Genomic DNA, 13,061 nt, shown 5'->3' with positions numbered 1-13,061 from the left:
TTGGATTTGAATTCAATCACGCCACTTTGGGGCGTTGGGTCTGCATGGCTTTCTCGGCTTCGAGAAAGGCGGCTTTGGTTCCGGCAAAGTTTCGGCCCCGCTCACCCGCGAAGGCCGCGTCGATAATGTCTGCCCGCTGACTGTCAGAAATGCCGTATTCTGCGAACCGGGTGGCAACGCCGAGGCTGGTCAGAAAGCTGTTCAGCGTGTCTGCCCCTGCGATCAGGTCCGGCCCGAACACTGCATGCAGCGCCTCCTGCCGAAATCCGCCAATCCCGGCGACCGAGCGCAGGATCATCGGCAGCGTAAAGGAACACGCGATGCCGTGCTGCACCCCCCATCCCAGCGTAATGGGATAGGACAGGTTATGTGCTATGGCCGTTTTGGTGTTGGAAAAGGCGAGCCCGGCGCTCAGCGACGCCTCGGCCATTCGGGCGCGCAATTGCAGGTTGCCCAAATCGCTGAGCAGCGCGGGCAAAGTGTCCAGAACCTGCCGGGCGGCAGCGACAGCATGGCACGCCGAGATCGGATTGGCGTTGACGTTCCAGATGCTTTCCAATGCGTGCGACAGCGTATCCAGACCGGTAGCCAGCGTCAGCCCATACGGTTTGTTCACCATCAGCGCCGGATCGATCACGGCGGCTTCGGGATAGAGGTCGGGCCGCGCCAGCGAGTATTTCTTGCCCGTCTCTTCTTGCCAGACCGTGGCCCAGCAGGTGACCTCACTGCCGGTTCCCGCCGTTGTGGGGATGGCGATGATCGGCGTGGCGCTTAAGGTTTCACCCCCTGCCTTGGTTTCCAGATATTCGGCGACCTTGCTAAAATCACCGTCGGCAGCGGCGAAGACCTTGGCCGAGTCGATCACAGAACCGCCGCCCAAAGCGACGATCACTTCGACTTTTTGCGCGATTTGCCGGAAACGCGCGCATTGAGTCCGCAACAGGCGATAATCCGGGTTCGGAGCAATGTCATTTATCACCAGCGCAGCAGGTCCAGCGGCATCTGCCAATTGTTGCGTCAATGCCAGCGATCTGTCGTCTGGATAAGTGATCAGCGCATAGCGGCGACCAGCGATCAGTTTCGGAACCTGATTGAACACCCCACTGCCGAACAGGGTTTTGACCGGGTTTGAATATGTCCACATCCGGGGCCTCTTGGAATATGAGGATTCGCTGGTTTGGCCGCAATCTGGTGGAAATCGTTTCATCGGTCCAATAGATTGTTTTGATGTTTTGTATTGGCTGGAACTATAGGAAAAACACGCAACGATCCGCGCGCCAAACTTCGCAATTTGAAGGGCTTGGAAACCATCCTCTCTCTTTGTATTTTGGATACACTTTCCTGATGCCCGAGGCCGATCAAATGCCCAAAACCCGCGCGATTGCCCGGCAAAGCCTACCCCAAGCCATTGCCGATGATCTGCGCGAACGGATTCTCAGTGGTGAACTGGCCGAGGGCGAAGCTATCCGTCAGGAGGCCCTGGCCGAAGAATATGATGTCTCGCGCATGCCGATCCGCGAGGCTTTGAAACGGTTGGACGCCGAAGGGCTGGTGCAATTGACCAACAACCGGGGGGCCTCGGTGACCACGCATTCCATGTCGGAAATCGGTGAGATTTTCGATTTACGCACCCTGCTGGAGGTTGATCTGTTCGCGCGGGCCATTCCGCAAATGACCGAGGCTGACTTTATAGCTTGCGAACGCCTTCTTGAGGATATGGAGTCATCCTATGACGCCCTGGATGTCGCACGGTGGGGCAGTTTGAACACACAATACCACGCGGCCCTTTATGCTGCGGCGCATCGGGGGTTGAGTTCCGAGATTCTGCAGCGGCTCAACATTCAGGCCGACCGCTATGTGCGCATGCACCTGAGTGTTATGGAGCAGCGCGACCCGGCCAAGAAAGACCATCGTGCGTTGCTGGCTCTGGCCCGCGCCAGGCAAACCACCGAGGCGTGTGAGCTGCTGACCCGCCACATTCAGCGCACCAAAGATGAACTGTTAGAGATGGTACGGGCCACGCGCAAAACCTGACTAGGGCGTTTCGGGTTTTACCTGAATCACTCTGCGACACGAATGTCCCGAAAACGCCGCAGGCGTGGCAGGGTACACGTGTGTCAAGTTAAACCCGAGACGCTTTAGGGAAAGTGACCGTTATCAGCGCCCGATAATAGTCAGCTCTTTGGGAAAGCTGGTCAGGGACCGGCAGCCATCTTCGGTCACCAGCACATCATCTTCGATGCGGACCCCGAAATTACCCAGATCGTAAAGTCCGGGCTCGTTCGTCCAGACCATGCCGGTGCGGATTTCCTGATGGTTTCCGCGCATGATATACGGGGCCTCGTGCACGTCACGCCCCAACCCGTGGCCTGTCTTGGTGCGGATGCGATCCGCATAGGCCGAAGCCTCAAGCACACGGGTGACGGCGTCATCGATGTCATGGGCCGAAACGCCGGGGCGGCAGGCCTCGAACCCGGCCAGGTTGGCCCGCAGCACCGTGTCATAAACATCCCGGCCCTCATCCGAGACCTCGGCAACAAAGAACGTGCGCGTGATGTCTGCGGCAAAGCCATCCTTGCGCGCGCCGAAATCAAACAGAAGCGCATCGCCGGGTTTGATCTGATAGTCCACGCGGGCCGCGCCATGGGGCCGGGCCGAGTTGTCACCCGCGACAACGATTGGCCCGAAAGCCAGCGATTCTGCGCATTCGGCAAACAGGGCTTGAATCAACGCCTGTTCAATCTGCTTCTCGGTCTGGCCAACCCGGACATCCGCGATCACACGCTCAAGCGCCCGTTCCGAGATATCTATCGCAGCCTGCAACGCCTGAATGTCCTCTGGGGCCTTGATGATCCTCAGGCCGGAGATTTCGCGCTCGGCATCCACGATTTGCAAACCGGGCATTGCCTGAGTCAGCGCCTTGGACACAAAAACGCGCATCACCTGCCCCTCGACGGCCACGGATTTAAGCGGCATCGCCTTGGCCAAGGCGGCAAAGGCATCGTCGTACCCGGTCTGGTCCATCCAGTCAAAGACCTCACCCTCGAAACCGACCAGCGCCCATGTTCCCAATTCAAGATTGGGCATAATCGCAGCGGGTGCGCCCTGGGCCGGGATGACCACCACAATAGGGCGCTCATGGCTTGGAAAGGGTTTTCCAAAGGCCCGTGTAAAGTTTGGGCCGGGCACCAAAGCTACGGCATCCACGGACATGATTTGCGCCAGTTGGCGGTATTCGGAAAGATCCGGCATCAGGGGCGGCCTCCTGTTTTGTGATTAGACCGCGCATGGCATGGCTGTGGTCTGGAAAAGGTGTCTTGTCCGATGCTTACACCAATTCAGATGTATTCGCCCAGCGGTTAGATGGCATAGCCCCAAAGACCCATTGGACGGGGGAATATGATCTCAGTCCTGAAAGGTCGGCGTCACGCCGACCGGAGGGTTTTCACGAATATACTGGCCGATACGGTCCAGCAACGGCCTGCGGGGACAACCGGGCCGGGTCGCGGCGCCAAGGTTGCGCAGGTTGCCGGGGGCGTCGAAAGGAATAAAGCACAAGGGCCAGTTGTCGCCCTTGAACTGCTCGGCCGCCAGCGCCGAGACGATGGTGCAGTCATCCGAATGGCAAATATGCCGGCAGATCGTTTCGAACCGCAAAGCGCTCAGATCAAAGCGTTTGCTGGCCCGGTTCGACGGGTCCGATTTGGGCAGGCGATCTTCCAGATCATAGCCGAAACTATGGGGTAGCCGGATAAAATCATGCGAGGGCACGTCCTCGGGTGCGATCGAGGGCAACTGACACAGCGGATGCCCCTCGCGCACAGCAAGAAACAGCGGTTCGGCCCAGATTGAGGTGAAATCCAGTGCGGCAGAGTTGTTCACCTTGGCCACCAACGCTAGGTCCAGCGTATGGTCCTCGACCATTTGCAGCATGTTATGCGGCAGGTCTTCGACCATCTTGACCCGCATTCTGGGGAACAGTGTGCTGAACAGTTCCGAAAAATACTGAGTCAGATAAGGGGCCAATGTGGGCGTCATGCCCACGTGAAACGGCACGGCCTCGGGGTCGCGGAACTGGGTTGCAGTGTCGCGCAGGGTCTGGGCGTCGTTCAGGATACGCTCGGCAATGGCGATCACACGTTCCCCGCACAGTGTCGGGCGCACCTCATTGTTGAGGCGCAGGAACAGGTCGGCGCCCAGTTCCTGTTCAAGCTTTTTGATCTGGTTGGACAATGCGGGCTGAGACACGTTGCAGGCGACCGCCGCCTGGCTGAACTGACCGTGTTTGGCGATGGCCAGAACGTATTCCAAATCTCTGAAATTCATGATTGCGGCTATTTGATACTCTTATCAGTCCCGTCGGGTTCAGGGGAGTCATAGCCTAACGGAGGCATGCCTGCATCAAAACCCGATCACTTCGGCTCACATAAGTGTCAATAATCGCCACTGAATAGTATCTTAATGGCGGATCGAATTTCCTAACTTATTGAATTTAAAATATACATCTTGTCATCAATTCACGCAGTTCGTGAGTATTTGCATTTGTTATATGCCTAATTCGCAGGATGTATTTTAGCTGACCAGCGGTGGTGACTACCCCTTTGCTATGCGACGCGCCCAGACCACCGGGTGAGCCGTAAAACGCAAACCCATGATGGAGTCCCTCATGCTGTCCCAATTCATAGAAGGCATTCGTGCGCGTCTGTTGACCTCGTCAACGCTGGCGCAAGAAACAAGCCGCGACGGTCAGACCCTCGTTAACAATTTCTTCCAAAGTACCGTGGTCGATGACACCCCGGCCTTTGTACTGGCCAATGACTTTTCGCGCCTGCTGAACTTTGGCGAGATCATCACCAACAACGCCGTGGCGGCCGTATTGGCCGAAGGTCAGGATGTTGAAGTGTTCAACTTCAGCTCGGGCCTGATCGAGGCGAATAACGGCCCCGAAGTGAATGCCACAGGCGTTCAGGTCACAGGCAGCGCGACGATCCGCAACTTTGGTGAGATCGCGGGTGAGTTCAATGGCGTTCAGTTTGCCGGTGCAGGCAGCTCGGGCAGCCTGGACAACTTCAGCGGCGGGGTCATCAGCTCTGACAGCCGTGCGGTTGATATTCAGGGTCAGGGCATTGATGTCCGCAACTTTGGCGACATCATCGGTACCGGCGATCAGCGCAATGGCACGATCTACACCAACAGCACTGCCGAAGATGTCACCATCTCGAACTTTGCAGGCGGCACTATCGACGCGGGCGTTGGAAACAGCGGCGCAGGTATCTCGTTGCAGGTGGGTGATGAATTCGGTGACCGGGTGGAAACCGACGTGTTCAACGGCGCAGGCGCGACCATTCAGGGCCGCGGTCAGGCGGCGTCGAACACCGCGCTGGCAGGCGACGGCATTCGGATCGATGAAGGTGTTGAAGGCACCATTCTGGAGACCGAGATTGTCAACAGCGGCCTGATCTCGACCGAAAGCAATCAGGGCACGGCCGCCGGTATCCGTATTGCCGACGGGGCGAATACCGAGGGCGAGATCCTCAACACCTCGACCGGCGTCATCGAAGGCCCGCGCAATGGTCTGTATATCGGCGATGCCGAACATGATCTGGATGTACTGAACTTTGGCACCATCCAATCCGGCAGCCGTGCCGTGAATATCGACGGCTCGGGCGTGGATCTGCTGAATGGCGGTGATATTCTGGGCACCGGCGATCAGCGCAACGGCACCGTGTATTCGGATGATACCGCGCGTGACTTCTCGATCAACAACATCGCGACCGGAACTATCGATGCCGGTGAGGGCAATCAGGGCTCGGGTATCTCGCTGTCGCTGGACGAAGACGGCAACGGTGAGGTTTCTGTTGAAAACGCAGGCACCATCGCGGGTCGCGGCAACGCGGGCGCGGGTCTGGGCACCGCCGGTGACGGCATCCGTCTGGAAGGTGCGCGTTTGGAAGGCGGCGGCTTTGGCCCCGGTCTGTTCGAAGGCACCATCAACAACAGCGGCACGGTCACATCCGAGGGCGCCAACGGCACCGTCGGCGCGTTCCGTGCGGTGAACAACGTCAATTTCCAGGGTGAATTGGTCAACCAGGAAGGCGGTGAGTTCGCAGGCGTTCAGAATGGCGTCTATTTCGGAACCGGCGATCACACGGGCGGTTCGTTCCTGAACCAGGGCACCGTCTCGTCCGACAGCCGTGCGCTGAACATCGATGGCGAAGGTCTTGAGGTTGTCAACGAAGGCGACATCCTGGGCACCGGAAATCAGCGCAACGGCACCGTGTATTCGGATGACACCGCGCGTGACTTCTCGATCACCAACGCCGAATCCGGCACCATTGACGCGGGCGAAGGCAATCAGGGCTCGGGCATTTCGTTGTCGCTGGACAGCGAAGGCAACGGCGACGTTTCCGTTGACAACGAAGGCACCATCGCCGGTCGCGGCAATGCAGGCGCAGGTCTGGGCACCGCCGGTGACGGCATCCGCCTGGAAGGTGTGCGCCCGGAAGGCGGCGGGTTTGAACCCGGCCTGTTCGATGGCACGATCACCAACAGCGGCACAGTCACATCCGAGGGCGCCAACGGCACTGTCGGTGCGTTCCGTGCGGTGAACAACGTCAACTTCCAGGGTGAACTGATCAACGAGGAAGGCGGCACATTCGCGGGTGTTCAGAACGGTGTCTACTTTGGCACGGGTGACCACACGGGCGGCTCGTTCGTCAACCGTGGGACTGTCTCGTCGGACAGCCGTGCGGTGAATGTCGACGGTGAGGGGCTGAGCGTCCAGAACGAAGGCGACATTCTGGGCACAGGCGATCAGCGCAACGGCACCGTGTATTCGGATGACACCGCGCGTGACTTCTCGATCGCCAACGCCGAGACAGGCACCATTGACGCAGGCGCAGGCAATCAGGGCTCGGGCATCTCGTTGTCGCTGGACGAAGAAGGCAATGGCGACGTTCTGGTCACCAACGATGGCACTGTTGCGGGACGCGGCAATGCGGGCGCAGGTCTGGGTACGGCGGGTGACGGTATCCGTCTGGAAGGTGTGCGTCTGGAAGGCGGCGGTTTCGGCCCTGCCCTGTTTGACGGAACCATCCTGAACAGCGGCACGGTCACGTCCGAGGGTGCAAACGGTACCGTTGGTGCGTTCCGCGCTGTCAACAACGTCAACTTCCAGGGCCTTCTGGTCAACGAGGAAGGCGGTGAGTTCGCAGGCGTTCAGAACGGTGTGTACTTCGGCACCGGCGATCACTCGGGTGGTTCTTTCGTCAACCGTGGGACCGTGTCCTCGGACAGCCGCGCGCTGAACATCGATGGCGAAGGTCTTGAGGTTGTCAACGAAGGCGACATCCTGGGCACCGGCAACCAGCGCAATGGTACGGTCTATGCCGATGGTACGGCTGACAACTATACCTTTACCAACAGCGGTCTGGTTGATGCAGGCGAAGGCAATAACGGTTCCGCCGTTTCGCTGCAGACCGGCGACGAATCCGGTGACGTCGTGTCGGCGGTTGTCCTTAACGATGGTGTCTTCCAGGGGCGCGGCGACGCGGTCGAAGGCAATCAGGTCGGGGACGGTCTGCGCCTGTTCACAGGTCAGGACGATGCAGGTTTTGCAGGTGTTGTTGTCAACGAGGGCCTGATCGCAGGGTCCGAGGACTCGGACGCCGCGGCTGGTATCCGCGTCGATGGTGGCCTGAACCTGTTGGGCGCGATCCTGAACGAAGGTGAAATCCGCGGCACGGTCAACGCGATTGACGCATCGGACGCGGGTGTTGTGACCATCGTCAACGACGAGGAAGGTGTGATCAACGGCAACGTTCTGCTGAGCGATGGCGATGACATCTTTGTTGATCTGGGCACCACCAATGGTGACATCTTCGGCGGTGCCGGTGATGACGTCCTGATCGCCGGCGATGCCGACAACGTTCTGACTGGCGGGCTGGGTAATGACTTCATCAACGGTGGTGAGGGCATCGACACGGCCGACTTCTCGGATCTGGATGTTGCGGTTGAGGTCCGTCTGGACGCCGATGGCAACGGTACAGCAACCCGCGATACCGGCTTCAGCGTTACTGTGACAGATGCGCTGGTTGCAGACCCGGATCAGTTCGGTTCGGCCATCGCAAACGGTGCCCAGTTTGTCGAGCAGGCCGTACAGGGCAACCTGTACTATAACATCCACACGGCGCAGTTCCGGGGCGGGGAAATCCGCGGGCAGCTGCTGGTTGAGGATGACGTCACAGTGGATGGTATCCGCACTGTCACCCTCAGCGGCAGTCTGGATGCAGCGCAGGAACCGGGGCCGCTGTCCAACAGCGAAGCAACCGGTGAGGCGACACTAGTCATCACGCAGAACCTGAACACGGGTGAGGTGACCTATTCCAGCCAGCTGGACGTTGTCGGCATCAGCGAGGCCGAACTGTTCACCCCGATCCCTGGCGTTGTCTCTCCGATCCATCTGCACAACGCCCCGGCGGGTCAGAATGGTCCGGTGGTTCAGGACACCCTGATTGATGCCGGTGCAACCCTTGACCCCAACCCAGGCGATGGCATCGGGCCCAATGGTGTTATCAACGGTGTGCTGGGTGTGATCGGCGAAGACGTGATCGAAAATCAGGTTGAAACCGACACGCTGCAATCGATCGAAAACGTGATCGGTTCCGATGATAACGACGTGATCATCGGCAGCGATCTGTCCAACGTGATCAACGGTGGGGCCGGTGGCGATGTGATCTCGGGTGAAGGTGGCGATGACATCCTCATCGGTGGTCTGGGTCGCGATACGTTCTCGTTCGGTGAGAACTTCGGCAACGACACGATCCAGGATTTCGAGATTGGTCGCGATGCGTTGCAATTCGGTGACTTTGGCCCCGATTTCGGTGGTCAGGTGAACGTTGCCCAGGATGGCAATGACACGCTGATCTCGTTCGGTGACGAAGGCACGGTGCGTCTGGTTGGCATCGACAGTGCTGATCTGAACGACAACGACTTTGTTGCGTAACTGAACCCTGACGGGGCGGCCTTGGGTCGCCCCGTTTTTCTAGCCGGAAAGGGCCCAAGACATGTTCCAGAACCACAATCCCGTCAAATCCGCCTGGGGATCGCTGCGCAAAGGTTTTGTTGCGGTTGCGGTCTTCAGCCTGTTTCTGAACCTTCTGATGCTGGCCGGGCCGCTTTATATGCTGCAGGTCTATGACCGTGTGCTGACCAGCCAGAACCCCGACACACTGATCGCCCTGTCCCTTCTGCTGGCTGGCGTTTTTGTGGTGGTTGCCTGTCTGGATTTGATGCGGATGCGCATTCTGGGCCGCCTGGCCGCCCGGTTCGAGATGACCGTCGGCGCGCCTGTGCTGGGTGCCGCGATGCGCCGTCGCGTCGAAGGCGAAAACGAAGCAGGTGAAAATCTGGTAGAGGATGTGAATGGGTTCCGCGAGTTTGTCTCGGGCACAACCCTGACCGCGTTTTTCGATGCGCCCTGGATTCCGATCTATCTGATGGTGCTTTATGTGCTGCACCCGTTGCTGGGTCTTCTGGGCCTTGTTGGGGCGATCACCTTGACCATCATGGCGCTGGTCAACAATGCCCGTGCCCGCGAGCCGATGAAACAGGCCACGCAAACCCGCAGTCGTTCGGACGCGTTGTTCAAGACCAGCGACCGGAACGCCGAACTGGTGCGGGCGCTGGGGATGAAATCCGACCTCGTGCGCCGCTGGACGGCTTTGCAGGCGGATGCGCATCAGCACAAAACCCGCGCCGCAGATCGCATCGCCAGCTTTTCCGTCATGTCCAAGACCATCCGAATGGGCCTGCAATCCGCCGCCCTTGGCCTTGGCGCGGCGCTGGCCATCACCGGGGAAACCACCGCCGGTGTGATGATCGCGGCCACCATCGTTCTGGCGCGCGCTCTGGCACCGATTGATCAGTTGATCGGCCAGTGGCGGACCTTTCTGGCGGCGCGCGGTTCCTACACCAAAATCAAGAAACTGACCGAAGATTTTGCCGAGGCACCGGCCAACCTGCATCTGCCGCGCGCATTCAAATCGCTGGACACCCGCATCGCACAGGCGGCCCCGCCGCGCGCGATGAACGCCACGTTGCGCGGGATCGATTTCAGCCTCAAGGCCGGGGATGTTTTGGCGGTGATTGGCCAAAGCGGGTCGGGCAAGACCACGCTGAGCAAGATGCTGGCCGGTATCTGGAACCCGCAGCGCGGCGAAGTTCTGCTGGATGGCAGCCCCATGTCGAAATGGAATTCCGAGGATCTGGGCAAGCAGATCGGCTATCTGCCGCAGGATGTGGAATTGTTTGACGGCACCATTCGCGAAAACATCGGCCGTTTCTCAGTGGAAATCGACGACACCGAAGTTCTGCGCGCCGCCCGTGAGGCCGGAGTGCATGAACTAATCAGCAGCCTGCCCGATGGCTATGAAACCCGCATCGGTCAGGGCTTTTTCCTGTCGGGTGGGCAACGTCAGCGTCTGGCTCTGGCCCGCGCGCTGTACGGCGACCCGTTCGTGCTGGTGCTGGATGAGCCGAATTCGGATCTGGATGCCGAAGGGGAACAGGCCCTGCGCGATGCGCTGCTGGCTGTACAGGAACGGGGCGCGATTGCAATTGTCATGACGCACCGCCCGGCCACGTTGCAGGCCGCCAACAAGGTGATGGTGCTGCGCAATGGCACCCAAGCCCAGTTCGGCGATAAGCAGGACGTGTTGAAAGTGACCCATCGCAACGTGCTGGACACACCAACCGCGCGCCCTGCAAACGAAACTCAGATCCAAGGAGCGGCCCAATGAGCGACCTGATCAAATACGCTTCGTCCCGCAACGCCGTCGGGTTTCACGAAACCCAACTCAAAGAGATCACGGATACCTCTTCCAGCATCACGCGCTATGTCCTGTTCGGGCTGTTCACTTTGGCGGTTTTCGTCGGTGGCAGCGCCTATTGGGCGTTTGCGTCGAAACTGGACGGGGCCGTGGTTGCACCCGCCTCTTTCGTGGTCGAGGGCGACCGCAAAACGGTCGAACATTTGGATGGGGGGATTATCAAAGCCATTCTGGTCTATGACGGCCAATTCGTTGAAGCCGGACAGCCGGTTGTGCAGCTGGACAGCACCGAGATTGACGTAGAACTCAGCGTCCAAGGCAGCCAACTGGGCGAGCTTTCCGTGCGCCGGGCCCGCCTGCTGGCGCAGATGAGCGGGCTGGCCGAATTCGATGAGGCCACCGCGCTGGCTGGGTTCCGCGACGGCATGAACCGCTTGCACTGGGTGTCGCCCTATCTGACGCAAAAGCAATTGTTTCAGGCCGAAGCCCGCGCCCGCCGCACCGAAGAGCAGATCAATGAACAGCGCATTACCAGCCTGCGCAATCAGATCGCAGGTCTGACCGAGCAGCGGCGTTCAACCCGGAACCAGATGGACATCACGCGGGCTGAGCTGGCCAATCTGGAAACGCTGCTGGCCAAGGGTCTGGTGGCGGCCACTCGGGTCAGCGCCCGGCAGATTGAGCTTGAGCGTCTTGGCGGGTCGGACGCGTCCCTGCGGACCCAGATCGCGCAGGCCCAGGACCGCATGCAAGAGCTGGAGCTGTCGCTGCTCAGCCAGAAGAAACTGCGCGATGAGGTCATCGCAGGCGAACTCGCGGTGGTTGAGGCGCAGCTGGACCTGATCCGCCCGCAATTCGCCGGATCGCTGGCCCGGCTTGAGCGGACGCAGGTTTTGGCCCCGACCAGCGGGCGCGTCGTGAATCTGGGCGTGTCGACCAAGGGCGGCGTCATTCGTCCGGGCGAGCCGATCATGGATATTGTCCCTGCCGATCAGGCCCTGATCGTCGAGGCGCGGGTAAAGACCGGCGATATCGACAAGCTGCGCATCGGTCAGAGCACGCGTATCCGCCTGTCAGCTTTCGCTCAGGCGGATGTGCCCGAAGCCAGTGGCCGGATCTTTGACATCTCAGCCGACGCGCTGGAGGACGAGCGCACGGGTGAGCCTTATTATAAGGCACGGGTTCAGTTGGACCCAGAGCAATCGCAAGAGGTGGCCGCACTGGAACTGGTGCCCGGAATGCCCGCCGATCTGTTCGTCAATACAGGCGAGCGTGCGGTGATCAGCTATCTGTCGCAGCCCATCAGCGACCGCTTGGCCCGCACGTTCATCGAGTGAGCCGCGACGCCTGTGCCTATTTTTTAGGCGTGGGCGCTCGGTATGATGTAAAATTCGCCACAATGGATTTACATCGCGCAGCGGCAGTTTTCTACTTTCCGGGTAATGAATAATGCCGCTGCCCCTTCCTTGCCGCTTTTGGTGTTCTCCGACCTCGACGGAACCTTACTGGACCACCACGACTATAGCTGGGATGCGGCCAAGCCCGGGCTGACGCGGTTGACCGAGTTGGGCGCAGGTTTGGTTCTGGCCAGCAGCAAGACTGCCGCTGAAATCCGATCACTACAGCAGGATATGAGCCTGACCCACATGCCCGCGATTGTCGAAAACGGCGCCGGAATTCTGTGGCCTGACCAAGCCTGCGCCGAAGATGACAGTGTATATCGGCACGTGCGATCAACCCTCGCAACACTGCCGCCGGGATTTGTTGGTTTCGGCGATATGACGGATCTAGATGTTGCACAACACACTGGTCTACCGTCAAAACAAGCAACTCTTGCACGTCAGCGCCAGTTTAGTGAACCGGGCCTTTGGACGGGCTCAGACGCGGCATTGGAGGCGTTTTTGGCTCAGGCCGCTCGTGCGGGTCTGCATGCCCGGCGTGGTGGGCGGTTTCTGACCCTGTCGCACGGCAAAACCAAGGCCGATGCTATGGCTGAGGTCATCATGCATTTGCATCCCATGCGCACGATCGCCTTGGGGGACGCGCCCAATGACATCGAAATGATCCAGACGGCACATCGGGGCGTGGTTGTTGCCAACTCGGATGGCCCCCAAATCCCCTCTTTCCCGCCCGAGATTGAAGCGCGCATTCTCAGGACAACGCAAACTGGACCGCAGGGCTGGGCAGAGGCGATTTTGACCCTGACGGCGAGGCTCTGACAAAAGGCAGAAG

General features: G+C 59.6%; 8 protein-coding genes. 5 read left to right on the top strand and 3 right to left on the bottom strand.

The window, feature by feature from the left end; all coding sequences use genetic code 11:
- Positions 1 to 16: 16 nt before the first annotated feature.
- Complete coding sequence (gene psrA, locus ACRZ94_RS13845; RefSeq protein WP_480654278.1) at positions 17 to 1,144, bottom strand: iron-containing alcohol dehydrogenase PsrA; 1,128 nt, start codon at positions 1,142 to 1,144, stop codon at positions 17 to 19.
- 218 nt (positions 1,145 to 1,362) lie between these two features.
- Between psrA and ACRZ94_RS13840 the strand changes: the two genes are divergently transcribed.
- Positions 1,363 to 2,034, top strand: coding sequence for a GntR family transcriptional regulator (locus ACRZ94_RS13840; RefSeq protein ID WP_480797579.1), 672 nt, complete (start codon positions 1,363 to 1,365; stop codon positions 2,032 to 2,034).
- A gap of 123 nt (positions 2,035 to 2,157) precedes the next feature.
- On the opposite strand, the gene ACRZ94_RS13835 is transcribed toward ACRZ94_RS13840, so the two are convergent.
- The gene (locus tag ACRZ94_RS13835; protein ID WP_480797578.1) at positions 2,158 to 3,252 is read right to left on the bottom strand and encodes a M24 family metallopeptidase; all 1,095 of its coding nucleotides are present in this window, start codon (positions 3,250 to 3,252) and stop codon (positions 2,158 to 2,160) included.
- Between the two features lie 153 nt (positions 3,253 to 3,405).
- Positions 3,406 to 4,326 carry a LysR family transcriptional regulator gene (locus ACRZ94_RS13830; RefSeq protein ID WP_480654272.1) on the bottom strand — a complete coding sequence of 307 codons (921 nt, stop codon included), beginning with the start codon at positions 4,324 to 4,326 and terminating at the stop codon, positions 3,406 to 3,408.
- Between the two features lie 340 nt (positions 4,327 to 4,666).
- On the opposite strand from ACRZ94_RS13830, the gene ACRZ94_RS13825 reads away from it, so the two are divergent.
- The 4 genes from ACRZ94_RS13825 (at position 4,667) to ACRZ94_RS13810 (ending at position 13,048) form a co-directional block, all read left to right on the top strand.
- Positions 4,667 to 9,004, top strand: a complete 4,338-nt coding sequence (locus tag ACRZ94_RS13825; RefSeq protein ID WP_480797577.1) for a beta strand repeat-containing protein — start codon at positions 4,667 to 4,669, stop codon at positions 9,002 to 9,004.
- A 61-nt stretch (positions 9,005 to 9,065) separates the two neighbouring features.
- Entirely contained in the window at positions 9,066 to 10,799 is a 1,734-nt protein-coding gene (locus ACRZ94_RS13820) for a type I secretion system permease/ATPase (RefSeq protein ID WP_480797576.1), read from the top strand.
- Positions 10,796 to 12,166, top strand: coding sequence for an HlyD family type I secretion periplasmic adaptor subunit (locus tag ACRZ94_RS13815; RefSeq protein WP_480654266.1), 1,371 nt, complete (start codon positions 10,796 to 10,798; stop codon positions 12,164 to 12,166). Before ACRZ94_RS13820 ends, ACRZ94_RS13815 begins: the two co-directional genes overlap by 4 nt.
- A gap of 105 nt (positions 12,167 to 12,271) precedes the next feature.
- Positions 12,272 to 13,048: an HAD-IIB family hydrolase gene (locus ACRZ94_RS13810; RefSeq protein ID WP_480797575.1), complete on the top strand. Its 777-nt coding sequence runs from the start codon at positions 12,272 to 12,274 to the stop codon at positions 13,046 to 13,048.
- Positions 13,049 to 13,061: the final 13 nt, after the last annotated feature.

Source organism: Ruegeria sp. CH10 (genome assembly GCF_056537125.1).
Note: the sequence above shows the minus strand (reverse complement) of the source record. Positions and strands in the feature narration are given on the sequence as shown.

Bases quoted from the DNA above. Each gene is read 5' to 3' on its own strand.
- psrA (WP_480654278.1), bottom strand. From the start codon at position 1,144: ATGTGGACATATTCAAACCCGGTCAAAACCCTGTTCGGCAGTGGGGTG.
- ACRZ94_RS13840 (WP_480797579.1), top strand. From the start codon at position 1,363: ATGCCCAAAACCCGCGCGATTGCCCGGCAAAGCCTACCCCAAGCCATT.
- ACRZ94_RS13835 (WP_480797578.1), bottom strand. From the start codon at position 3,252: ATGCCGGATCTTTCCGAATACCGCCAACTGGCGCAAATCATGTCCGTG.
- ACRZ94_RS13830 (WP_480654272.1), bottom strand. From the start codon at position 4,326: ATGAATTTCAGAGATTTGGAATACGTTCTGGCCATCGCCAAACACGGT.
- ACRZ94_RS13825 (WP_480797577.1), top strand. From the start codon at position 4,667: ATGCTGTCCCAATTCATAGAAGGCATTCGTGCGCGTCTGTTGACCTCG.
- ACRZ94_RS13820 (WP_480797576.1), top strand. From the start codon at position 9,066: ATGTTCCAGAACCACAATCCCGTCAAATCCGCCTGGGGATCGCTGCGC.
- ACRZ94_RS13815 (WP_480654266.1), top strand. From the start codon at position 10,796: ATGAGCGACCTGATCAAATACGCTTCGTCCCGCAACGCCGTCGGGTTT.
- ACRZ94_RS13810 (WP_480797575.1), top strand. From the start codon at position 12,272: ATGAATAATGCCGCTGCCCCTTCCTTGCCGCTTTTGGTGTTCTCCGAC.